Source organism: Bifidobacterium callitrichos (genome assembly GCF_008698085.1).
Classification (GTDB): Bacteria; Actinomycetota; Actinomycetes; order Actinomycetales; family Bifidobacteriaceae; genus Bifidobacterium; species Bifidobacterium callitrichos.
This window is the reverse complement of the sequence record NZ_RZJP01000002.1, coordinates 613193-636624: the sequence shown is the minus strand read 5'-3', so window position 1 is coordinate 636624 and position 23432 is coordinate 613193. Positions and strand designations below refer to the sequence as shown.

The 23432-nt window shown below is 63.6% G+C and carries 18 protein-coding genes; 4 read left to right on the top strand and 14 right to left on the bottom strand.

From position 1 onward, the window contains the following. Positions 1-48 precede the first annotated feature (48 nt). The 5 genes from ilvA to EMB92_RS07060 all read right to left on the bottom strand — a co-directional run bounded on the left by ilvA (position 49) and on the right by EMB92_RS07060 (position 5946). Positions 49-1314: a threonine ammonia-lyase gene (gene ilvA / locus EMB92_RS07080; protein ID WP_150394271.1), complete on the bottom strand. Its 1266-nt coding sequence runs from the start codon at positions 1312-1314 to the stop codon at positions 49-51. Positions 1315-1403: 89 nt separating this feature from the next. Further along, complete coding sequence (locus EMB92_RS07075) at positions 1404-3314, bottom strand: alpha-glucosidase (RefSeq protein WP_150394270.1); 1911 nt, start codon at positions 3312-3314, stop codon at positions 1404-1406. 234 nt (positions 3315-3548) lie between these two features. Next, complete coding sequence (locus tag EMB92_RS07070) at positions 3549-5072, bottom strand: PTS ascorbate transporter subunit IIC (RefSeq protein WP_150394269.1); 1524 nt, start codon at positions 5070-5072, stop codon at positions 3549-3551. A gap of 53 nt (positions 5073-5125) precedes the next feature. Next, positions 5126-5395: a PTS sugar transporter subunit IIB gene (locus tag EMB92_RS07065; protein ID WP_150394268.1), complete on the bottom strand. Its 270-nt coding sequence runs from the start codon at positions 5393-5395 to the stop codon at positions 5126-5128. 101 nt (positions 5396-5496) lie between these two features. Further along, positions 5497-5946, bottom strand: coding sequence for a PTS sugar transporter subunit IIA (locus EMB92_RS07060; RefSeq protein ID WP_150394267.1), 450 nt, complete (start codon positions 5944-5946; stop codon positions 5497-5499). Between the two features lie 415 nt (positions 5947-6361). Between EMB92_RS07060 and EMB92_RS07055 the strand changes: the two genes are divergently transcribed. Continuing rightward, positions 6362-7426, top strand: coding sequence for a LacI family DNA-binding transcriptional regulator (locus tag EMB92_RS07055; protein WP_150394266.1), 1065 nt, complete (start codon positions 6362-6364; stop codon positions 7424-7426). Between the two features lie 568 nt (positions 7427-7994). Here the strand turns inward: EMB92_RS07055 and EMB92_RS07050 are convergent. Genes EMB92_RS07050 through EMB92_RS07040 form a run of 3 tightly spaced genes read right to left on the bottom strand, consistent with a single transcriptional unit; the run spans position 7995 to position 11160 of the window. Continuing rightward, a complete protein-coding gene (locus EMB92_RS07050) occupies positions 7995-8900 on the bottom strand; it encodes a carbohydrate ABC transporter permease (protein ID WP_150394265.1) in 906 nt (301 codons plus the stop codon). A 17-nt stretch (positions 8901-8917) separates the two neighbouring features. Continuing rightward, positions 8918-9862, bottom strand: coding sequence for a carbohydrate ABC transporter permease (locus EMB92_RS07045; protein ID WP_150394264.1), 945 nt, complete (start codon positions 9860-9862; stop codon positions 8918-8920). Positions 9863-9885: 23 nt separating this feature from the next. Further along, positions 9886-11160, bottom strand: coding sequence for an ABC transporter substrate-binding protein (locus EMB92_RS07040; RefSeq protein WP_150394263.1), 1275 nt, complete (start codon positions 11158-11160; stop codon positions 9886-9888). Between the two features lie 340 nt (positions 11161-11500). Here EMB92_RS07040 and EMB92_RS07035 point away from each other — a divergent pair, with 340 nt between their 5' ends. Then, a complete protein-coding gene (locus tag EMB92_RS07035) occupies positions 11501-12661 on the top strand; it encodes an ROK family protein (protein ID WP_223847626.1) in 1161 nt (386 codons plus the stop codon). Positions 12662-12899: 238 nt separating this feature from the next. On the opposite strand, the gene EMB92_RS07030 is transcribed toward EMB92_RS07035, so the two are convergent. Both EMB92_RS07030 and EMB92_RS07025 read right to left on the bottom strand, forming a co-directional pair. Further along, positions 12900-15149: an alpha-galactosidase gene (locus EMB92_RS07030; RefSeq protein WP_150394261.1), complete on the bottom strand. Its 2250-nt coding sequence runs from the start codon at positions 15147-15149 to the stop codon at positions 12900-12902. Between the two features lie 251 nt (positions 15150-15400). Continuing rightward, positions 15401-17473 (bottom strand): cation:proton antiporter, encoded by a 2073-nt coding sequence (locus EMB92_RS07025; protein WP_150394260.1) that lies wholly within the window; start codon positions 17471-17473, stop codon positions 15401-15403. A 139-nt stretch (positions 17474-17612) separates the two neighbouring features. Between EMB92_RS07025 and EMB92_RS07020 the strand changes: the two genes are divergently transcribed. Beyond that, positions 17613-18086 carry a nucleoside deaminase gene (locus tag EMB92_RS07020; RefSeq protein ID WP_223847614.1) on the top strand — a complete coding sequence of 158 codons (474 nt, stop codon included), beginning with the start codon at positions 17613-17615 and terminating at the stop codon, positions 18084-18086. Here EMB92_RS07020 and EMB92_RS07015 read toward each other — a convergent pair. The 4 genes from EMB92_RS07015 to EMB92_RS07000 all read right to left on the bottom strand — a co-directional run bounded on the left by EMB92_RS07015 (position 18080) and on the right by EMB92_RS07000 (position 22602). Next, positions 18080-18832, bottom strand: a complete 753-nt coding sequence (locus EMB92_RS07015; RefSeq protein ID WP_395951908.1) for a sulfite exporter TauE/SafE family protein — start codon at positions 18830-18832, stop codon at positions 18080-18082. The two genes, EMB92_RS07020 and EMB92_RS07015, sit on opposite strands and share 7 nt — an antisense overlap. A gap of 167 nt (positions 18833-18999) precedes the next feature. Further along, positions 19000-19680, bottom strand: coding sequence for an alpha/beta hydrolase (locus EMB92_RS07010; RefSeq protein ID WP_223847613.1), 681 nt, complete (start codon positions 19678-19680; stop codon positions 19000-19002). Positions 19681-19828: 148 nt separating this feature from the next. Beyond that, the gene (locus tag EMB92_RS07005) at positions 19829-20494 is read right to left on the bottom strand and encodes an ATP-binding cassette domain-containing protein (protein ID WP_223847612.1); all 666 of its coding nucleotides are present in this window, start codon (positions 20492-20494) and stop codon (positions 19829-19831) included. An 89-nt stretch (positions 20495-20583) separates the two neighbouring features. After that, the gene (locus EMB92_RS07000) at positions 20584-22602 is read right to left on the bottom strand and encodes a bacteriocin-associated integral membrane family protein (protein ID WP_150394257.1); all 2019 of its coding nucleotides are present in this window, start codon (positions 22600-22602) and stop codon (positions 20584-20586) included. A 175-nt stretch (positions 22603-22777) separates the two neighbouring features. Between EMB92_RS07000 and EMB92_RS06995 the strand changes: the two genes are divergently transcribed. After that, complete coding sequence (locus EMB92_RS06995) at positions 22778-23428, top strand: response regulator transcription factor (protein ID WP_150394256.1); 651 nt, start codon at positions 22778-22780, stop codon at positions 23426-23428. Positions 23429-23432: the final 4 nt, after the last annotated feature.

Below are 23432 nucleotides of genomic sequence, written 5' to 3'. Positions count from 1 at the left end.
CATATGGTGCCCCTCTGCGGTCACCGCTGTAAACCTGTCTCAGGCAGCTCAGTAGATGCGCTTGGGCTGGAAGCCTTCGGCCTTGAGGGCGGCGAGGATGCGGTCGATGTGGTCGGGGCCGTTGGTCTCAACCGTGACGCCGAGCGACACCGCGTTCGTGTAGTGACCGGATGCCTTGAACTGATCGTGGTCGAGGGCGATCACGTTGGCGCGTTCGCGGGCGAGCAGCGACGCGACCTTGACGAGCTGACCCGGCGTATCGGGCAGCTCCACCTCGAAGTTCATGATGCGACCGCGGGCGATCATGCCCTTCTGGATGACCGCGCCCATCGTCACGGTGTCGATGTTGCCGCCGGACATGATCGGTACGACCACGTGCGGGCCGGGCGCGGACGCGAACTTGCGCGAGCGCAAGTTCAGGTGCTCGAGCGCGGCGAGCGAGACGGCGCCGGCGGCCTCGACAACCAGCTTGTGCTTTTCGAGCATGAGCAGGATCATCTCGTTGATGTCACGCTCGGTGACGGTGACGAGATCGTCGAGGAACTCGTTGAGCAGCGCGAAGGTGAGATCGCCCGGGTGCTTGACGGCGACGCCCTCGGCGGAGGTGACGACCTGATCGGCGGGCACGACGCGTCCGGCCGCAAGCGAGTTCTTCCACGCGGGCGAACCCTCCGGGATCGCGCCGATCACGCGCACCTCCGGCTTGAACGTCTTGATGGCGAGCGCGACGCCGGCGCCGAGTCCGCCGCCGCCGAGGGGCACGACCACGTCGGTGACGTTGGGCACGTCTTCGAGGATTTCGAGGGCGATGGTGCCCTGTCCGCAGATGACTTCGTAGTCGTCGAACGGCGGCACGTAGATCATGCCTTCCTTCTCGCTCAGTTCGGCGGCGTGGGCGGCGGATTCGTCGAAGACGTCGCCGTAGAGGACGACGTCGGCGCCGTACGCCTTGGTGGCGTCGACCTTGAGCGGCGGGGTGATGGTCGGCATGCAGATCGTGGCCTTGGCGCCGCGTTCGCGGGCGGCGTAGGCGACGCCCTGCGCGTGGTTGCCGGCGGAGGCGGTGACGATGCCGCGGGCGAGCTCCTCTTCGGACAGGGAGGCGATCTTGTTGTAGGCGCCGCGGATCTTGAAGGATCCGGTGACCTGAAGGTTTTCGGGCTTGAGGAGGATCTCGTGTCCGGTCATTTCGGACAGGGTCGGCGAGGGGATGATCTCCGTATGACGTGCGGTCCCCTTCAGCCGCTCGGCGGCTTTCTTGAGTTCGGCCGCATGGTCACGCTGCAATGCTTTGAGGACGTCTTTCTGTTCCATAATCGGCTATTTTATGCGGCGGGGTGCCGCAGACGCCCCGCCCGTCTCGCAGTGCAAGGCGGGCGGGCGGAATCGGGCTGAGACGTGCGTCACAGGCGCACGACGACGGCCTCCCAAGGGTCGAGCTCCTCGTTGGCGAGGGAGACGACAGCGTGGGACGCGCCGTACGTGCTGATCACGATGTCCCGTTCGGTGATGCCGCCGGCGAGCAGCGCGGCGGAGTCGGACGGCAGGTCGACGGTGCGTCCGGAGAGGTTCGCGACGATGAGCAGCGTGCCTTCGCCGGGCTGCGCGGTGGGATCCGGCTGCGTGTTGGTGTGGAACGATTCTACGTCGTCGAACACCGGGTACGTCGAGGCCGGAACGGACTTGGCGAGGGTGCGGGTGAAGGCGTAGACGTGCGGATCGGACGCGTCGATGAGCCGCCAGTCACCGGCCGAGACCACGGGATCCGTGTGGCGCAGGGCGATGAGTCGCTTGTAGAACGCGTACACGGAGTCGGGGTCGTCGAACTCGTTGGCCACGTTGATGTCCGTGTGGTTCGGGTTGACCGAGATCCACGGTTCGACGGCCGCGTCGGGTGCGGTGAATCCGGCGTAGCGGGAGGCGTCCCACTGCATCGGAGTGCGGGAGTTGTCGCGTCCGCGCGCGGCGATGCCGGCCATCATCGATTCGGCGCTCTGCACCTTGGCCTCCTCGACGCGCTGGCGGTAGGCGTTGAGCGATTCGAGATCGCGGTACTGGTCGAGGGAGGTGAAGTGCGCGTTGGTCATGCCGAGCTCCTCGCCCTGGTAGACGTACGGGGTGCCGCGGTGCATGTGCAGCACGAGTCCCCACGCCTTGGCGGAGCGGATGCGCGCCTCCTCGGTGGAGTCGTCGCCCCAGCGGGAGACGACGCGCGGCTGGTCGTGGTTGCCGGTGAACAGGCTCGCCCAGCCGGCCTTCGCGACGGCGGTCTGATAGCCGGACATGATGGACTTGAGCTTCGGCAGGTCGAGGGGCAGCGGCTTCCACTTGGCGCCTTCGCAGTCGAAGTCGACGTGTTCGAACAGGAAGAGCATGTCGAGCTCGCCGTTGGCGGGGTCGGTGATGTGCTCATTGCGCGCGGGCGTGATGCCGGGGGCCTCGCCCACGGTCATGAAACCGTCGCGACCGTCGAACACCTCGCGACGCATTTCGGCGAGGAACTCGTCCTGACGCGGGCCGTCGGCGCAGAACGGGTTCGGGTTGGAGTAGCCCTCCTCGCCGACGGGCAGGTCGTCGAGTTCGGATCCGGCCTCGCCGGGAAGCTTGCCGTTCGGATCGGTGCGCTTGGAGATCAGGGTGATGACGTCCATGCGGAATCCGTCGACGCCGCGATCGAGCCACCAGTTCATCATGTCGTACACGGCGCGGCGCACGGCCGGGTTCTCCCAGTTGAGGTCGGGCTGCTTCTTCGAGAACTGGTGCAGGAAGTATTCGCCGCGGGTTTCGTCGTACTGCCATGCGGAGCCGCCGAAGTAGGAGCCCCAGCGGTTCGGTTCGGCGCCGGGCGTGCCGGGCTCGTGACCGGGGCGTGCGGGACGCCACCAGTACCAGTCGGCGTGCGGATCGTCCTTGTGCTTCGACGCCTCGAACCATGCGTGCTCGTCGGACGTGTGGTTGACGACCAGATCCATCACGATCTTGAGGCCGCGCTTGTGCGCTTCGGCGAGGAGCTCGTCCATGTCGTCGAGCGTGCCGAACAGCGGGTCGATGTCCTGATAGTCGGAGATGTCGTAGCCGTTGTCATCCTGCGGGGACTTGTAGACGGGGCTGAGCCAGATGACGTCGACGCCGAGGTCGGCGAGGTAGTCGAGGCGGGAGGTGATGCCCTTGATATCGCCGAATCCGTCGCCGTTCGTGTCCTGGAAGGATCGCGGATAGACCTGATAGACGACGGCGTTCGTCCACCACGGGTTCGGGGTCGCGCCGTTCGTGCGGATGGCGTCGGGCAGTGGTTCGCGGTTGAAGGTGGTCATCGTTGGCTCCTTTGCAGCTGGTTTGATACGTTCTGCGATTTCGCGGGTTGCGGGGTTTCCCTCTGCGGACAGGATACGGCCATATGCCTTTTCATTCCCATTACGACGCGCGTATGGGCGAGCCGGAAAGAAAAAACGGGATGGCACGCAATCGCATGCCATCCCGTCGAGCTAGCGCTCCATCAAGGCCGAGAGGCCTCACGGAAGTCTCCTATGCCAACTACACCGACGCCATCAGGCCTTGGCCTTGGCTGCGGCCTTGTCCGAGACGCGGGCGGCGGCCTTCGCAGCCTTCTCCTCCGCCTTCACCTGCTGGATGAACTCGGCGTGCTTGGCGCCCGGAGTCCAACCGGAGTTGACGACCTTCACCTGCCAGATCCAAGCTGCGGCGAACAGTATGACGGCGAAGATCAGCAAGCTGATCGCTCCGCCCACCGGACCGAAGTGCGCGAGGTTGCCGACGATGGTGCCATACCAGCAGAAATCACCGTCACCGAAGGTGGAGTTGGCTAGACCGAAGCTGCCCATCACGGTCATCAGAGCGGCAGGGAGGAAGGTGATGAGCATGCCGTTGATGAACGATCCGACGATCGCGCCCGCACGGCCACCTGTGGCGTTGCCGAACACGCCGGCGCCACCGCCGTCGAAGAAGTGGGGCACCATGCCGGGCAGGATCAGCGCGACGCCCCAAACCGGCCCAAGCCACACGGCGATGATCGCGAGGGCAACCAGTCCGCCAACGAAGGAACCGAGGAAGCCGATGAGGGATGCGTTGGCACCGTACGGGAACACGATCGGGATGTCCAGCGCCGGACGTGCACCGGGCACGACCTTATTGGCGATGCCCTGGAAGGCGGGGACCAGCTCGCCGAGGATGATGCGCACGCCATACAGGATAATGCTCACGCCTATGCCGAACTGCAGCGCCTGGGCGAACGCGGCCATGAAGAAGGAGCCGTAGTTATCGGGATTGGAGGAGAAGATCTTGAATGCCGTCTCGGCAGGCAGGACGATGGCGGCCCACACGGAGAAGACCAGATACAGGATGACCATGAGCACGGTCGTGGACACCATGGAATCGCGCAGGAAGCTCAGCCCCTTCGGGAAGTTGATGTCCTCGGTGGACTTCGACTTCTTGCCGACGGCCGCACCAACCGAGCCGGAAATGATGTATCCAAGCGAGTTGAAGTGTCCGATGGACAACTTGTCGCTGTTAGTCACACGGTTCATGAACGGCTGCGTGAACGCCGGCATCACCACCATGACCACGGCCATCAGAATGGAGCCGATCACGATGACGAGCAGCTGGTTCTCGGCGCCGAAACCGACGGAGAGAACCACGGCCAGCATCGTGGACATGAACACCATGTGGTGGCCTGTCAGGAAGATGTACTTGAGCGGGGTGAACCGGGCAAGCAGCAGCATGACGATGAAGCTCAGCACGATGATGTATGCGGAGGCGGTGCCGAACTGGCTGGACGCCTGCGCGGTGATGACCTCATTGGTCGGCACCACTCCGTGCGCACCGGTGGATTTCAGTACCAGATCGCCGAAGGGAGACAGGGCGGCGGTCACCACGTTGGCGCCGGCACCCAGAATGAGATAACCCATTGCCGCCTTGAGCGCACCGGAGATGATCTGGCCGATGCTGCGCTTCAGCGCGATCAGGCCGATGGCGGCGATGATACCGATCAGATACGCCGGCACATTCAGGATCTCCTGGCTGATGAAATTCAGCACCTGAACGATAACGTTCATGTTGTCCTTCTATCCTCTGTTGTTCTCTTGCTCTGGGGACGCGTAGAATTCGGTCAGGCGTAGCGCTCCAGCGCGCCGCGGATCTCGCCAGTGTCCATGAAGTTGGTGATGATCTCGACCGGCGTCGTGGTGCCCTCCAGCTCCGGAGCCAGCTCGGCGGAGGTGAGCACCAGATCGTTCATGTTGGCGGTTCCCTTGGCACTGCCCGCATCGGAGGTGGTGACGTTCACATCAATGCCCAGATCGGCAGCGACCGACTCGACGTTGACCTTCAGCAGCACGGAGGTGCCGATGCCGTTGCCGCATACGCACAGAATGTTCATGATGATTCCTCTTTCGTTGATTGATGTTGGTTATGGATTGATGTTGGTTATGGATTAGTGAATGTCGATAACGATTGGTTGTGATAGTTGGAGGAGGTCCTTCATCGCTGAAGGATCGCGCGGATCTCACCCGGCGTGTCCGCATGCGTCAGATCGACGGTCTTCTTCGGATCGATCAGGGCTCCCGCGATGGCCGACATGACTCCGATATGCTCGTTCTCGTCGTGCCCCGCCAGACCGATCACCAATGACACGGGATCGTTGGACTTGCTGCCGAATTCGACAGGCGTACTGAGTCGCACCCAGCTCAGACCTGTCTTGAGCACCGCATCCGATGGACGGGAATGGGCCAAAGCCAGTCCCGGTGCGATCACGATATAGGGTCCCATCTTCTCGACGGTCTCGATCATCTGGTCCGTGTATGCATCAGTGGTGAAACCGGCGGCGACCAGACCATCACCGGCCAGCCGGATCGCGGCCTTCCAATCGTCCGCCGGAACATCCAGCAGAAACGCGGAATCAGGAAGGAATCCGTTGATGTCGTTTGCCATATGCCCTCCTTGGTGGCTCCCCCACCCGCTTGGTGGGATCTCAGGTTCCCTACATCATCGCCGGAACCTTGTTTCTGACAGAAGAAACTATACATCATGAAATACCGGAATTTCAACGGAAACCGATTTCTAGAAACAGTATCTACGTGATATAGTGCCACAATGCAAGCACTGAAGCCGAAACACGGCAATCACACGAATTCGGCGCAACGGCGTGTCGCGTCGCGCACAAATCGGAACCAGCCCGAATCGACGAACGCACGGGAACACATGCCGCAGAGTCACCCCGACCCGTTCCGCACATTCGACGCACTCGGCGAAGACCCGTCTCGTGTATCATTGAGCCGCATGTCTTCCAAGGGGTTCGCAGCATCACGCCTCTTGAATGTTCCTTTCGATTGCTGAGGTGGCGCATATGAGCTCGACGAGTTCCATCACCAACGTCGCCGCTCTGGCCCGCGTATCCAAGGCGACGGTATCCCGCGTCCTTTCCGGACAGCGCACCAAGGACGACGACATCGCGCGAAGGGTGAGAGACGCCGCGGAGAAACTGAACTACTCCGCCAATTCCGCAGCCAGCGCGCTGCGCAGCGACACCACCAACACCATCGGCCTCGTCATGCCGGATCCATCCTCTCCGATGGCCTCACGCATGCTCGCCGAACTGGACCCGATAGCAAACGGAGACAATAAGCAACTGCTCATCGGCATCGGAGATGACCTGAACACCCAAGAGGAACGAGTGTCGGCAATGCTGATGCGGCGAATCGACGGACTTATTCTCATTCCGCCTAGGGACGTCGATCCGGCTTTCCTCGACGCACATGCGGGGAGCATCCCCATCGTTCAGGTTTCAGGTCGTTCCTCATCGTTCCGAGTCAACTGGGTCGGAGTGGATGAGAACGCATCGATGAACCTGACCATGCATCATCTCGCCGACCACAACGCGACGTCGATCGCATATCTGAGCGGCAACATCGATTCATCCGAATCGGCGGACCTGTTCACTACGTTCCAGATAACGCTCTCGGCGATGAACCTCATGAGCGATCCTGACTGGACGACGTTCGGGGAATGCACCGCCGAACGCGGATATCGGGAAGCCATGGAGCTGTTCGAGGGCAAGGGCAGCAAGCCCGATGCCGTTGTATGCGCGTCCGACGAGATCGCCGTCGGAGTGCTGATGGCATTGTTCCAGCTGGGCATCAGCGTCCCCCATGACGTCATTGTCATAGGTTCGGGCGATTCCCCCATCGCCAATGCCATCTCTCCAACGCTGACCTCGCTACGCCCTCCGTACAGACTCCTTGCCAAGGAGACCATGCGTCTGCTCGGCGAGGAGAACGATGGACAGCACTGGATGCCTGCACGCGTCGCGTTCCCACCGCAATTGGTACGACGCGAATCCACCGACAGCCCACGCTTCGGGTCCAGCGATATGGCCACTCCACGCTCCGACGACGACTCCGACGACGAGTAGACGGGTGACGGATGTCTCGGCGTGAGAAAACGGGCCACACTTAGCAGAAACCTCTCACTTGCGGAGCCTTAGCGAGAGGGAATCGCCTATTCGTGTCGCGCATCTCTCGCGGAGAGGGGGTTGCGCGAGAGAAACCGGGGCATGAATAGCAGAAACCTCTCGCTGAGCCGTGGCCAGCGAGAGGTTTCTGATAGGAGGGGACGGAGATGGCTCGCAGGGGGCTATGCCAGCGAGAGGTTTCTGTCAGGAATGGGTGGGAGCGGCTCACAGAGGGCTATGCCAGCGAGAGGTTCCCGGTAGGAGGGGACGGAGATAGCCCGCAGAAGGCCGCATCAGCGAGAGGTTTCTGTCAGGGAGGGATGGGGATGGCTTGCAGAGGGCCGTATCAGCGAGAGGCTGGCGTCATACGGTGACGGAGACCTCTCGCCTAGGGCGGCGGACGAACCGATTCAGTGGCTTTACTTCACGGCGTCCTGCAATTAAGGACTCGCCTTGCGGCGAGGCTCAACCTGCCTCGCGGACTGCCGCCCGCTCGGAGCGGTCAACGGAAAGCCCACCGGGCTTTCCTTTACTTGACCGCTCCTCTCATTACGCCGCCGATGACCCACTTCTGGGCGAAGACGTAGACGATGAGGATCGGGGCCATGGCCATCAGGTAGCTGGAGAAGGCCATCGGGTAGTTGGTGGCGAACTGGGAGCTGAAGACGTACTGGGCGAGCGGGATCGTCTGGTTCGACTGGTCGGTCAGGACAATGAGCGGCAGGAGGAAGTCGTTCCACGCCCACAGCGCGGTCAGGATCGCGATGGTCGCGTTGATCGGGCTCATCAGCGGGAAGATGATCTGCCAGAAGATGCGCCAGGTCGACGCGCCGTCGATGCGCGCGGCCTCCTCGAGCGAGACCGGGATCGAACGGATGAATCCGGTGGCGATGAACAGGTTCGTGCCGAGGCCCAGCACCATGTACAGCAGGATCAGACCGACCTGGTTGTCGAGATGCCACGATCCCATCTGCTTGGCGATCGGCAGCATGACGACCGGGAACGGCACGAACATCGCGGCGATGAAGAAGTAGTACAGGAAGCGGAAGAACCGCTTGTCCATGTTGCGGGCCACCGCGTACGCGACGAACGTGTTGGTCAGCAGGGTCAGCACCACGGCGGCGACGGTGATGATCGCCGAGTTGAGCGCGGCCTTCGGATAGTTGACCTTGGCGGATGCGTCGGCGAAGTTGTGCCACTCCCACGTGGTCGGCAGGGCGAACGTGCCGGCTTCGGCGGGCGTCTTCAACGCGGTGACGATCGTGAAGTACAGGGGGATCAGGATCGTCAGGGACAGGACCGCGACGGCGGCGGTGAGCCACCAGTTGATGTTGTGGTCCCTGCGGAACTTCTCGGGCTTGCCCGTGGACTTGCTCGTGGACTTGCCGGCCGGATCGCCGGGCCGGGACTGCGGATTCTTGGTTTGCACTGACATTGCGGCACTCATGGCACTCACACCTTTTCCTTGCTGCCGAAGAACTTGAGCTGGATGAACGCGATGATCGCGAGGACGATGAAGAAGAGCACGGCATTGGCGGTCTGGTACGCGTACTCGCCGCCGGTCAGGCCGCCCTTCCAGATGAGGTAGGTCACGGTTTCCGTGGCGGAGTTCGGACCGCCGTCGGTCAGGGCGACGACCTGGTCGAACGTGCCGAGCGCGTTCTTCATGGAGAGCACGAGGTTGATCGTGAAGAACGGTCCGATGAGCGGGAACGTGATCTTCCAGAACTTCTGCCACGCGTTGACGCCGTCGAGCGCGGCGGCCTCGTAGATCTCGTCGTCGATGGTCTGCAGGCCCGCGAGGTAGAGCAGCACCGAGTAGGCGACGCCCTGCCACACGGCGAGGAACACGATCGGCACCCACGAGTACTGCTCGCTGGTGATGAGCGACTGGGACAGCCAGTCGATGCCGAGCGCCTTGCCGAGTTCGGGCAGCGGGTTCATGAAGATGTACTTGAACACGTAGCCGATGACCAGCACGGACAGGGTGTAAGGCACGAAGAAGATCGCGCGGAATCCGTTCTTGAACGCGATCTTGCCGTTCAGCGCGACGGCGATGAACATCGCGATCACGTTGATGAGCACGGTGATCGCGATGGCGATCAGGAACGTGAACAGGTAGGCGTGGCCCACACGGTCGTCCTGGAACAGGGCGATGTAGTTCTTGATGCCGATGAAGTCGTAGTCGCCGTAGCCCTGCGAGTTGGTGAACGAGTACATCACGCCCTGCAGGAACGGCACGTACAGGAAGATCGCGAAGATGATCGCGGCCGGTACTGCCATCCAGTAGAAGGCACGGTCGACCTTGCGGTCGGAGAATGCGGAGACGCGCTTCCTCGCGGCGCGCGCGGCGGGCTTCGTCGCCTTGGCGGAGGCCGCGGATGATGATGTCGTCATGATGCTCCTTCCTTTCCGTCTGTTTAGTTCGTGAAGGTCCTCGACTGGACCTTGTCCCATTCGGTCTGCATCTGGTCGAGGAAGCGATCGGTGTTGCCGCTGGTCACCATCGTCTGCAGGTAGCCGCCGATGTTGATCGAGGACGGGATGTAGTGATCGCAGAAGTCGGCCACCTTGTTCTTCTCGAAGAACGGGCGCACGGTCTCGAGCGCCTTGTTGCCGAAGTGCGTGTCCTTCAGCGGGGTGATCGCGGAGTTCGCGTCGGCGTAGTCGTTGAGGGTCTTCTCGCTCATGAGGAACTCGATGAACTTCATCGCCTCGGCCTTGTGCTTGGTGTTGGCGCCCATCGTGAGCATCACGTCGTCGCCGGCGGTGAGGATCTGCTCGTCCGCGTCATCGGAGGCGGGCATCTGCGCGAAGCCCAAGTCCGCGTCCTTGTTGATCATGAGGATCTGCGGGATGGCGTACGTGCCGAGCGGGATGATCGCGGCGGAGCCCTTGGCGAAGTTCTGCGTGCCCTGCTGGTAGGTGATGCCCTTGTCGCCGTCGGCGTACGTGAAGAGCTCCACCTCCTTGCTCACGGTGTCCTTCCACATGTCATGGAAGTTGGTCTCGCCGGTCTTGAGCTTCGTGTACTCGGTCTCGGGCACGAGCGTGCCGGCGAGGGATGCGAGCGGCGCCTGCGTGGTCCACGCGTCGGCGACCGTCGCCTCGACCGGGTTGATGCCCTGATCGCGGAACTTCTTGAGCATCGCGGTGAACTCGCTCCACGTCTTCGGCGGGTTCTCCGGGTCGACGCCGGCCTTGCGCCAGATCTCCTTGTTGTAGATGTATCCGGACGCGTTGCCGGCGAACGGCAGACCGTACAGACGCTTCTTCGACTGGTCGGTGGTCTGCACGAGGTTCTTCGCGATCTCGACCATGCCGGGGTTGAGCTCATCGACGATCGGCTCGTCGGTGAAGTCGTAGAAGACGCCGGATGCGGCGAAGTTGCCGAAGCTGATGTCGCCGTTGAACGTGATGACGTCCGGCACGCGGTTCTTGACGAATCGGGTGCGCAGGTCGGTCTGCGCGTTGGCGGAGTTGTTGATGTTGATCCTGATGGTCGGGTTTTCCTTCTCGAACTCGGCTGCGGCCTGCTTGAACCAATCGGCGGCCTCGGCCTTGAACTGGAAGAAATCAAGCGTGACGGTGCCGGCGGTGTTCGCGCCGCAGCCGGCCAGTCCGACGCCGACCGCGATCGCGCAGACGGCTGCCGCGACCCGTTTCATCCATGACTTGGGGGAATCGCACTGCATTCGTAGACTCCTTAGCTTTCTCCTTTCCGCAGCATCGGTGCCGCGGAACATGTTTCCACGATACGGGGCAGCCGTTTTCATTCCAAGCGTGAGCGAGCCTCGCAACGGTGGAAACTTAAGAGGCGCGAATTATGTATTCTAGGAATGGAATTCGTATGTATTCGCCGGCGAATGCGGGTGCGACAGGTGCGAGACAATGCGGGACGATGCGGCCATGGGAGGCACGATGAGAAGTTCAACGGAACGCGTGAACGGCAACGAGAGATCCGAAATCCTGACGGACGATGGATCGCCCGACGAACTGCCTGCCCTCCCGCACTGGTTCGAGGGATCGGAGTACATGCATCGCGTGGCGTGCGCGATCGCGAAGTACGGGCCGATCGCGCGCACGACGCTGGCGCAGCTGCTGGGCCTGTCGCAGGGCGCGCTGTCGCGCATCACCAGCGACCTGATCTACGCGGGCGTCATCGAAGAGCTGCCGGGCGATTCGGTCGCGCGCGGCCCGCTGCCGCAGGGGTTCACGCCGAAGGAGAGCTCGGACCGGCGCGGTCGCCCGCAGACCGCGCTGGTGCTGTGCGCGAACGCGCGCACGTTCGTCGGCGTGAAGGCGAACGGTACGTCCGCGGTCGCGGCGGCGGTCAACGCGCACGGCGAGGTCGTATCCGGACGGCATGAGGCAGCGTTCCCGGACCGGTCGCCCGAATCGGTCACGGCGACGATCGCGCGACTCGTGAACGAGTGCGTGGTCGACGTGACGGGTTCGGCGCTGCCCGCCCCGATCGCGGTCGGCGTGGCGATCGGCGGACACGTGGCGGACGACGATCGGACCGTCACGTTCGCACCGTTCCTACGCTGGGATCACGACGTGCCGCTGGCCGCAATGGTGACGCGCGCGACGAACCTGCCGTGCGGCGTGTACAACGACATCGACTCGCTGCTGGTGGACGCGAGCTGGTTCGGCCCGGGCGTGGGGCTCGAGGCGTTCGCGGTGCTGACGATCGGCATCGGCGTCGGCTATTCGCTGGCGATGCGCGGCCGGCCCGTCTCCAATCCGGACAAGAGCTACGGCCTGCTCGGACACGTGCTCGTCGACCCGGAGGGACCGCGCTGCACGGCCGGTCACATCGGCTGCGCGCAGTGCCTGACCGACGATTCGCTCGCCGACCAGTACTCGCAGATGATGGGCCGCGCGTGCACGTTCGACGATTTCGCACGCGACGCGCAGGCCGGTCTGCCGCAGGCCTCGCGACTGCTCGACAGGACATGCTTCCGACTGGGATCGCTGATTGCGACGGTCGCGAACATCGCGATGCCGTCGAAGGTGATGATCGCCGGCGAATCGGCGTTCCTCGCGAAGATGGCGATCGACCCGATCCGCGACGGCATCAACCGCTACCGGCACAGTCAGGCCTCGCCGGTGGAGTTCACCGTCGTGGACCACGACTGGCAGCTGTGGGCCAAAGCCGCCGCATCTCAGGTGATCGCGCGGTATCTGGAGTAAGTCACTCCCCTTCCCTCGGCTCCCCTTGTCAGGGGAGCTGGCCCGCGAAGCGGGTCTGAGGGGTAGTCAATGTGATGACGAACTCCTGACCAGCAGTGAGGTCACTGTCGAATGGCGGTGAACAGCACAGCCTGAGCAGGCTGAGCCGTTAAATGGGGAGTCCAGTGGACTCCCCATAGGCGAAGTGAGCGATTGCACCACAGGCAATCGCGAAGGCATCCTGCTCAGAGTGTGTTGTTCACTGTCGAATGACAGTAAACAACACACTCTGAGCAGGATGCAGGCTCGGCGGGCGCAGACCGTAGGTCTCGAGGGCGCGGCCGGTCATGAGCACGCCGTCCTTCGTCCACCAGCCGAGCGGAGACTGGCCGTTGCCGAGGCCGAGGCCCTCGAGATCGAGGTCAAGCCACAGCGGCTGGATGCGGTAGACGCCGTCCGGATCGAGGCCGGGTACGCGGATCGGCGCGGCCGGGTAGGTCTGGCCGGTGGTCAGCTGGGTGAAGCGGTAGAACGCGGCGGAACGGTCGGGCTTGATCATGCCGTCGAGTCGCACGGCCGGATCGACCGCGTCGGCGTGCACGCACGTGTCGACGGCGAACCATTCGCGATGCTTCTTGAACTCGGCGACCCATTCGGCGAGTTTCGCGACGTCCGCCTCCGGCTCCTTGAGCAGGTTCCATTCGATGCCCATGTGCCCGAAGAACGCCATCGCCATGCGCATCTCCTGGCTGGTCGCGCGATGCGTGGAATGCGCCGGGGAGGCGCCCACGTGCTCGCCCATCATGAACGGCGGCACGAGCAGCGACGTGTAGCGCTGGATGTCGGCGCGCTCGACCGGGTCGACGCAGTCGGACACCCAGATGCGATCGGCGAGCTCGAGGATGCCGAGATCCACGCGGCCGCCGCCGGAGGAGCAGCTTTCGATCTCGAGACCGGGATGTGCGGCCTTCAAATCACGGAAGATGCGGTAGACGGCGAGCGTCTGCTCGTGCACGGCCGGGCGGCCAGTACGCGGGGAGATGGCTTCGGTGACGAGCTTGTTGTGATCCCACTTGATGTAGTCGATGCCAAGCGACTCCACCAGCGCGTCCATCGCGTCGTACAGATAGGCGTACGCGTCCGGATTGGTCAGGTCGACGACCTGCTGGGAGCGGCCCTGCATCGGCAGACGATTCGCGGTGGGCTTCAGCACCCAGTCGGGGTGGGCGCGGAACATGTCGGAATCGGGGTTGACCATCTCCGGCTCGAACCACAGGCCGAACTCCATGCCTTTGTCATGCACGTAGTCGGCGAGCGCCTTGAGGCTCTTGTCGCCGTCGGGCCACACCTCCTTGGCGATGCTCCAGTCGCCGAGTCCGGAGGTGTCATCGCGGCGGGATCCGAACCAGCCGTCGTCGACGACGAAGCGTTCGACGCCGGTCGCGGCGGCCTTGTCGGCGAGCGCCTTCAGGGTGTCGAAGTCGTGCTGGAAGTAGACGGCCTCCCACGTGTTGAGGATCACCGGGCGCGGCTTGTCGGTGATGCCGAGCGCTCGGCGGGCGTCGTGGTGCACATGGCGCAGGTAGGCGTGGAATCGCGCGGCGATCTCGTTGAGGCCGTCGCCGTAGGAGCCGTGGACCCACGGGGTGGTGTAGGTGGCGGTGTCGGTGGCGGCATTTGTCTTGTCGAAGCGCGGCAGGGTGATCTCGCCGCCCATGAGCACTTCGCCGCCGCCGATCAGACCGGTCGTGTATGGCTGGCGTTCGGCGGACAGTACGCTGTTGCCGCTCCATCCGACGTGGACCGCGTATGCCTCGCCGTGTTCGAATCCGAATCCGGGGGTGCCGGCGGTGAGCAGGAGGCTCGCGTCGAAGTCGGGGCGTCCGGCCATCGAGACCTTTTCGAAACGGCCGACGGTGAGCGGCTGGCGCTGCGGGCTGCGCTCGCGCAGGTGGTGGCCGGTGGTGGTGAGGATTTCGCCGGCGAGCGCGGGAAGCGGGAAGCCGAGTTCGACCGTGCCGATCTCGAGGTCGCCGGCGGCCTCGCCTCCTTCGTTGGACACGTCGAGCTTCTGGCGGATCAGGCCGGATTCGTCGAGTTCGCACGTCCAGATGATGCCGACGCCCTGTTCGAGGTCGTGGGCCTCGACCGTAACGGTCGGTGCATCGGCCGTCACCGATTCGACGGTGAAGCGGCAGAACAGTTCGACGCCGTCGCGGCGCACGGAGAATCGGGGCGCGCCGATCCACGATTCGGCCTGCGTGGGCAGGATCGACGGCCATGCGGTCTCATCAAGGGCACCGGAGACGCGCTGCGGCTTCAGGGCGTCGTACTGGGCGATCAGGGTCTCGGGGTGCGCGATCGGACGCCCCCAGTGAACGAAGCGGGGCAGGTCGTCGTTCGGGAGCACCAGCGCGAACGCGACGTTCGCGTCCTGCTGCTCGGCGTAGACGACGTTGAGGCGCGTGCCGTCGGCGGCGACGCCGTGGAATTGCTCGATGCGCGACATTGCATATCTCCTTGGGATCTGGTTGGGTCTGGGGGCTGTTCCGTTCACCACGTTTTTCCGTTACCGATCGTAGGACAACCGACTTTCCTTGCCATCACCCCGTGTGTTTGCCGCGCCAGGAAACTAAATGCCAGGTCAGATGCCGGAATCGGCATCGACGAAACGGACTCGCCGTAGCCGGCGAGACCGACATGTGGCCTCGCCTACAGACACTCCACCGGACTGTCTGCTTAACGGCTCAGTGATGCAGGTCAGATGCCGGAATCGGCATCGACCTGCATGACATAGATGTTGCGGCGCAGGGCTCTGGCCTGGCTGCGGGAGATGTCGCCGGCCTCGAGCATGTCCTGCACGACGCCGAGCTCGATGCCGTAGCTCTCCTTCTTGACCTCCTCGGCCCTGCCGACGGCCGCCGCACTGCCCTGCACGTTCGGGCGGGCCTTGAGCGAGCCCTCCGCTCGACGGTAGTCGAGGATCAGGGCCGAGCAGAACTCCGTGTTGTACCGGTCGTAGGTCATCTCCTCCTCGAGCATCGCGATCACATGCTCGATGGCCTCGACCTGCAAAGTGCGCATGTGCGCGAAGATCTGGTCCTCGCTTACGAGCGGCGTGGTGCGCCGGATGCGGTTGATCGTGCGTTTGATGAGGTTCATCGTGCGATGCCTCCACCCGCGCATGCGCCCGCTGATCTGCCAGGCGAGTCCGCCGGCCTCCGGCCCTGCGGTGGCGTGACGCAGCGAGTTCATGATCTGGTCGAGCATGCGCTCGCACGCCTCGACGTTGAGCTCCTGCGCGGCCTTGTCCGCGTCCGGATGCGATTTCGCGTCGGCGAGACGGTCGCGCACGAACTCCTTCTCCCAGTTGAGCGCCCGGATCTGCAGCTCCCCGTAGCCCGCCGGGTCGAGCGCGCCGATGCGATGCTTGAGCCGGCTGATGCGCTTCGTGTACGAGTCGATGACCATGAGCACGGCGCGTCGGTTCTCCGGCGTGATGCGCCCGGTCAACTCTTCGACCGTGCGCCGCAGCACCTCGATCGTGATCTCCTCCAATTCGCCGCCGTCGTCCTTCGCGTGATACGGCGCGAGCAGCGGCAGCAGGAAGTTCGCCAGCAGCAGCGTGCTGATGATCACGCCGGAGGCGATGAAGATCAGTTCGTCGCGCATCGGGAACGGCGTGCCCGCGTCGATGTAGTAGGGGATCGTGAACATCAGGGACAGGGTGATGGTGCCCTTGGCGCCGCCGAAGGTCATGACCGCGGCCGATCGCCAACGGTCGGCGGTCATCGGACGACGCTTGCCGGTGTTCGCGTCGCGGGCGATGCGCAGCATGCCGGCCACCCAGATGAATCGCAGCGCGACCGATACGCCCGTGACCAGTGCGATCACGCCGAACAGCATGTTGTTGCTGACCCACGGGTCGACCCAGCTGGCGTGCATCGCGCCGGGCAGCAGCATGCCGAGAAGGATGAACACGGCGCCGTTCAACGTGAACGACAGCACGCCCCACACGCTGGAGGCGACGATGTTCGTGCGTGACACGTTCGGGCCGACGCCGGTGCGGTCGAATCGCACCAGAAGTCCGGCCGCGACGACCGACAGGATGCCGGAGACGTGGAACTCCTCGGCGCCCAGGTACAGCAGAAACGGCAGGAACAGCTCCATGAGGATGCGCGTGGTGGTGGTCTCCCAGCCGAGCGATCGGACGGTTTCGAACAGCCAGTTCGCGGCAAGTCCCACCGCCGTGCCGAACAGCGCGCCGCCGATGAACGAGACGATGAATTCGGTCGCGGCCTGACCGACGGCGAATTCGCCGGTGACGGCCGCCGCGATCGCGAACTGGAAGCCGACGATGCCGGACGCGTCGTTGAACAGCGATTCGCCCTTGAGCACGCCGCGTTGGCGCAGCGTGAGCGACGCCTCCTTGCCGAGCGAGGAGACCGCGACCGCGTCGGTGGGGCCGAGGGCCGCGCCGAGCGCGAGCGCCGCAGCCAGCGGGATGACCGGCCAGATCGCGTTCAGGGCGAATCCGACCGCCACCATCGTCGCGATCGCCAGTCCTATGGCGAGCGAGAGGCTCAGTTTCAACGATTTGAGCAGTGCCGACTTGTCGATCTCGTGGGCTTCCAGATACAGCAGCGGCGCGATGAACAGCACCATGAACAGTTCCGGGTTGAGGGTGACGTCGGGGAAGAACGGCAGCTGCGTGGCGGCCGCGCCGAGCGCGATCTGCACCAGCGGCGTCGAGACCTTCGGGATGAATCGGCTGAGGAACGACGACAGCACGACGGCCGCGATAATGCACAATATCAGCTCGACAACATTCATGGTTCTCTCTCGACTTCCCGCTTCCGGCCCTCGTCCCTCTTCTCCTCAGGCGCTGCTCAGATTATAGAAACACCGTTAGGAAATCGTTAAGCACGTGGCGATATGGGTGATCCGCAGCCTGTCCGTAGACTGGGGATTCATGATGTTCGATCACACGACGCTCGACGGGCTGATGGATGAGGCGCTCGCGCTGGCCAGGCGTGCCGCGGCCGCCGGCGATGTGCCGGTCGGCGCGCTCGTCGTCGATGACGAGTCCGGGGCGATTCTCGGCCGCGGATACAACACCCGCGAGGTCGACGGCGATCCGCTCGCCCACGCGGAGGTCGTCGCGATGCGCGAGGCGGCGGCTACACGCGGAGGCGATTGGAATCTCGCCGACTGCACGCTGGTCGTCACGTTGGAGCCGTGCCCGATGTGCGCGGGCGCGTGCCTGCAGACGCGCATCGGCCGGATCGTGTTCGGCGCGTGGGACGCCAAGCTGGGCGCATGCGGGTCGATCTGGGACATCCCGCGCGATCCGCACGTAGGGCACACGCCCGAAGTGTTCGGCGGCGTGCGCGAAGCCGAATGCGCGCGGATCCTGGGCGATTTCTTCGCCACCCGCCGTCAGTGATCCCGGCGCCGCATCGCCTTGAACGCCACGAACAGCGAGCGCACGAGCAGTGCGGACAGATACACGGTGAACATGATCGCGCCGGTGCGCGGCGTCACCGCACCGGCGATCCACGTGCCGAGCGGCGCGGTGATGGCCGCGACCACGCCGATGATGACCGCCGCCTTCACATGCACCATATGTCGTCTGACGTTCGCGACGGACGTGGTGATCGAGTTGGGGAACATCGCCAGCAGCGACGTGCCGCGCGCGATCAGGTCGCTCGCCCCGAAGATGATCGACAGCGCCGGCACGCAGATCGCGCCGCCGCCGATGCCGAGCAGTCCGGCGAGCACGCCCGCGATCACGCCGAACGCGATGAGTCCGAGCGCCATGATCGGGTGCATGTCGATGTGCGAGTCGCGCGACGGATTCGATATCGCCTGATTGATGATGACGAAGACGAGGAACGCGACGAACGCCCATCGCAGTGCGATTTCGGGCAGTTTCGACAGCAGCCACGAGCCGATCTGCCCGCCGACGAACATGCCGGCGAACACGAGGGCTGCGGCGATCCAGTCGACGTTGCCCTCGACGGCGTAGGAGATGACGCCGGAGATGGCGGTGGGCACGATCGCCATCATCGAGGTGGCGGCCGCATGGCGTTGGGTCAGGCCCAGCCAGACGAGGGCGGGGACGATGATGGTGCCACCGCCGATGCCGAACATGCCGGACAGGATGCCGACGAACACGCCCACGACGGCCATGATGGTCAGACCGCGCGGGGATTCGTCCAGATGATTCTCATCGATCGCTGCATTCACGCGGCCCAGTCTATATCTCGGAACATGAGTTCGGCATCACAGTGACTACCCCTCAGACCCGCTTCGCGGGCCAGCTCCCCTGGCAAGGGGAGCCCCTCCTTTATGCCCGCCTACAGGATCCCCGACGTGATGTCGTGGTCGAGCAGCCACTGGCGCAGGTCGGTGAGCTCCTCGAGACTGACGTTGTGGTCGAGCCCGTGGTAGCTCTTCGTCGTCAGCCACGTATGCTCGCCCAGCCATGCCTGCGCGGCGAAGAGCTCGTACTTGGGCATCACGTCGTCGTTCTTGCCGTACGTGTAGAAGACCGGCACGTTGTAGTTCTCGAGGATCCCGTCGGCCGGCGCGGTTCCGGGCACGATGCCGGGCGCGATGTATCCGGACAGCGAGACGACCGCGCGATACCGTTTCGGGTTGACGCGCAGCAGGTGCACGGCCAGCAGGCCGCCCTGCGAGAAGCCGAGCGGCACGACTTCGCGTTCGTTGGGCAGGTTGTTCGTCACCCACCGGTCGATCGAGATCGCGAGATCGTAGGCGGCGCGATCGAGGTCCTCCCCCACCGGCAGGCGCTCGCCGAACCAGGCGTACGCGCCGGGCGAGAACGCGTCGCCGCCGGCCAGCCGGACGGGGCCGCGCAGGGACGCGTAGTCGTTGTACGGCGCGATCTGGCGCATGAGATCGGCCATCTCCATCTCGTTCGACCCCCAGCCGTGCAGGCAGAGGAACATCGGATGCGTGGGATGCGTCGCTCCCCCGCCGCGCGAGTACTGCGCTTCGATCAGGTCAATGGTCATATGTCTCGCCTCTTCGCTCAACGGTGCTCGATGGTGCTTCATGATGTTCGCCGGCACAAACGGTTCCGCCTCTATTGTGCCTCATCCGCAGCGCTTCATCGCCAATCGACGTGCAGTTCACCCCTGTGAGTCGCGACACAGCTCCTATTCACGCTCGACCATCGGGCATCAGCGTGATGTGCCGATCGGTCAGGGAGACGATATTCGGGTTGTGCGTGGTCATGATGACCATGGCCCCCTGATCGGCGAGGCCGCGCAGCAGATTCATGACGCGCGTGACGTTGTTCGGGTCGAGGGCGGCGGTCGGTTCATCGGCAAGGACGATGCGCGGGCTGCGGGTGAGCAGTCGGGCGATGGCGACCCGCTGCTGTTCGCCGCCCGAGAGCGTGTACACCTTGGCGTCGCGCTTGTCTGTCAGCCCGACCTGAGCGAGGCTGCGTGAGGCGAGACGTGCACGGCGGGATCGCGGAACGCCCGCGCTGGACATGGCAAGCTCGAGGTTTCGGCCGACGGTCCACTGGTCGACAAGCGCATAATTTTGGAACAAGAAGCCGTACGTCTCGCGGTAAAGGCGGCGGACACTCCCGCGATTCAGCTGATCGAGACGTTGGTGACCATAGGTGATGGCGCCCCGATCGATTGGTTCGAGCAGACCGATCGCGTTGAGCAGGGTGGTCTTGCCCGCGCCGGATGGTCCGGTGATGGCGGTGATGGTGCCGGGTTCGATATGGAATCCGAGATCATGCCATAGGATGCGTCCGTCGATGCTTTTCGTCAGTCCTTGCGCGTCGAGCGCTGCAAGAGGATGCATCATTCCGGTTGCATCGGTTGCTGTTTGTGTTGGGTTGAAGACGTCAGCCATGATTGCTCCTTGGATGCGTGATATCGCGTGTCTGTTGATGCTCAGGATTGCTTGATGGTGTCGGCGCGCATTCGCCGATCCCATATGATCAGGGTGATGACGGTCGCCGTCATACCCGCCAGCATGATCAGAGCGGCGGGCAATGGCCATTGACCGCTGCTCTGCCACGGCTGCGCGGCGAGAATGCCGGCGATCAGGCAGACAAGAGTTGTGAGGATATGCGATCCGTATCGTCGCACGAAATCCGCCCCATGGATGTATTGGACGAACAGGCGCTGACGCTGACGCTGACAGTATCCGTCGCCTAGAGTCGCGGCCACGATGGCCAGACCCATGACGGTGGCCAAGGCCATGAGCCCGTATTCCAGAACCGCCTGTCTCGCCTGCGCGGCTTGAGAGCGTGCCTGTTCGACCGTGTTCTGTGCCGAGGCAACCAGCCCGGTCAGATTGTAGGTCTGCAGCCAGTCGGCAAGCTGCTTTGCCGTTTGAGCGGCGAACAGAACGCTTCCCTGACTGGCGTAGGAAAGCCTGTTCGACGGGGATATCGCGGTTGCCGGCATGACGATGATCATCGTCCCGCGCAGTTGCGTGGCATTGTTCTGGATTGCGGATGGCGTGTACAGGCGTACCGTCAGATCATCGCTCAGGTGACTACCGGGGATGCCGGACGCGATGGGGGTATCGGGCAGGTGAATGCCGTCGACCCTGTCGGCGAGGTCACGCTCCACATTGACGAGCCGTCTCAACGCATCCATCAGTCGGTTCCGTTCTCCTTGCATGCTAGCTGGCAGGATTAGTTGTGCTTTGTCCTCAGCGGCATGATCGTAGGGAATGCCAAGCTGTCGGGCGGCGGTCGGATTGACGGTCAGACAAGGTTGACTCGCCTCGAACGTGCGCCCGTTCAGCTGATCGAGCATGCAGTGTGGCTCATAGTCGACGAGCTCCAAATGACCTTGACGGTCGAGGCCATCAGTGAACGACCGCCAACGAGTCATATACTGGCCGGTCTCCTCGTCGGTCATATTCCAAAACGACAGCGCGTAGGCGTTCGGCGCTTCAGCCGCGAGTGCGGCCGCGTGGTGCGCCGCCGATGCCTGACTGATCGCATCCATGGCGATTGCCGACGTGGATGATGCGCCAACCGCGCATGCCAGCAACGCCACAACGGACACCGCCATGATCGCACGCAATGGACGTCTGCCCTTGACCTGATCCAGCACGCGCGGTACCAGCACGGCGACCGACAGCACCGCCAACAGGGATGCCAGCAGCATCACGGCAAGGAATCCGACGCTCGTGACGACAACGATCAGGAACGGCAGTCGGTTCGGCGCGAACCCCCAGACCACGCCCGATCCGATAATCCACAGGATCGCACCCATGGCCATGCCGGCACCTTCGACGAACCAATCGTCGCCAAGTTCACGGGTGACCGCCATCGCACGGGACATGCCATGGAACGACTGGATCGCACGACGTTTCATCATCGCCGAAGACGCCACCAGTCCGGCCGCCAAGGTCAAACAGAATACGAACAACGGTAACACCACCAACGGCGTCTGCATGAACTGTCCCAACAGGTAACGGGCCGATGCGATCTCCGGCAGGTCAGTCTTCAACCCCTTCACGCGCAGGGCGGCGGCGAACGCGCGCACGTCGCCCGCATCCCCATACATGATCCATCGGCCGGTCGGCGCGGTGAGCGCATCCGCCTCACGCACCACAATCCGATCGCCAAACACGTAGCTGCGTGCCGTCTCACCGGGCTTGGGCGCCGACGAAACGGAGCGGGCATCATGCTCATGCATGCCTGCGATCAGCAGCACATCGGCGCCATTGGCGTCCGCCGAATCAGAGATCAGCTTGGCCGCCACGACATGATGATCCTCAGCCACCGCTCCGATCACGGATACGTTCGCGTTCTGTGCGCTTGTCACCTGCACCGCACCCGCGCCACCCAGAGGGAACCACGATCCCACCATGCCCGCGAACAGCGCACCGGCCAGCACGGCCACCACCACATCCAACAGCACGGCGATCCTCAACAACCGATGCATCATGCTCCTTCATCGTTTTGATTACGCGATTGCGACTTCACGATATCCGTGGCGGTTCTTGCAGCAAAAGGCGTGTAATCGGAAACGATGACGTGAAGCGCTGGCCGTCATCGGTTTGGATGACAACTCCGAAGTCGGCTTCGATGACGGCGACGCAGGCCGGATATACTGCTCAACCATGGAGCACAAGCGGAATACGCTGCTGATCGTGGACAATGACCACATCACGCTGATGGCGTTGCATTCGTTTCTCGGCAAGGCTTTACCCGACTTTGACCTGCTGCCTCCCGCGGATAGCGGCGACAAGGCCATCCAACGATGCACAAACGCGTTCGACCCTCCGCGGGTACTACTTATCGACATGTCAATGAGCGGCATCAATGGCCCCATGGCCATCAGAGCCATCCGACGCGAGAACAGGGACATACGCATTCTGGCGATGACCTCGTTCACGCTTGAGGATTACGCACGCGAAGCCGCCGAGGCGGGCGCACAGGGCATCATCAGCAAGAACGACGTTCAGCACATGGCCGACGCCTTGCAGACCGTCGCCGACGATCGGCAGTGGGATGGCGGGTCCAAAGTCGCGTTCGACGATACCGCTATGGCATACGAACGAGTCAAGGCCGAAAGGAAAAACGATCTGTCCGCGCGTGAAATCGAAGCCGTGAACGCATGGTGCCGCGGCATGACCGCCGCACGCATCGCCAAAAGCATGGATGTGTCCGAAAACACCGTACGCACCTATCTCGCGCGCGCATCAGAGAAACTCGGATGCTCCAGCCGCAAGGAACTCATCAGCGCATGGCTGCGTCTTCGCAGCCGATGAAGAG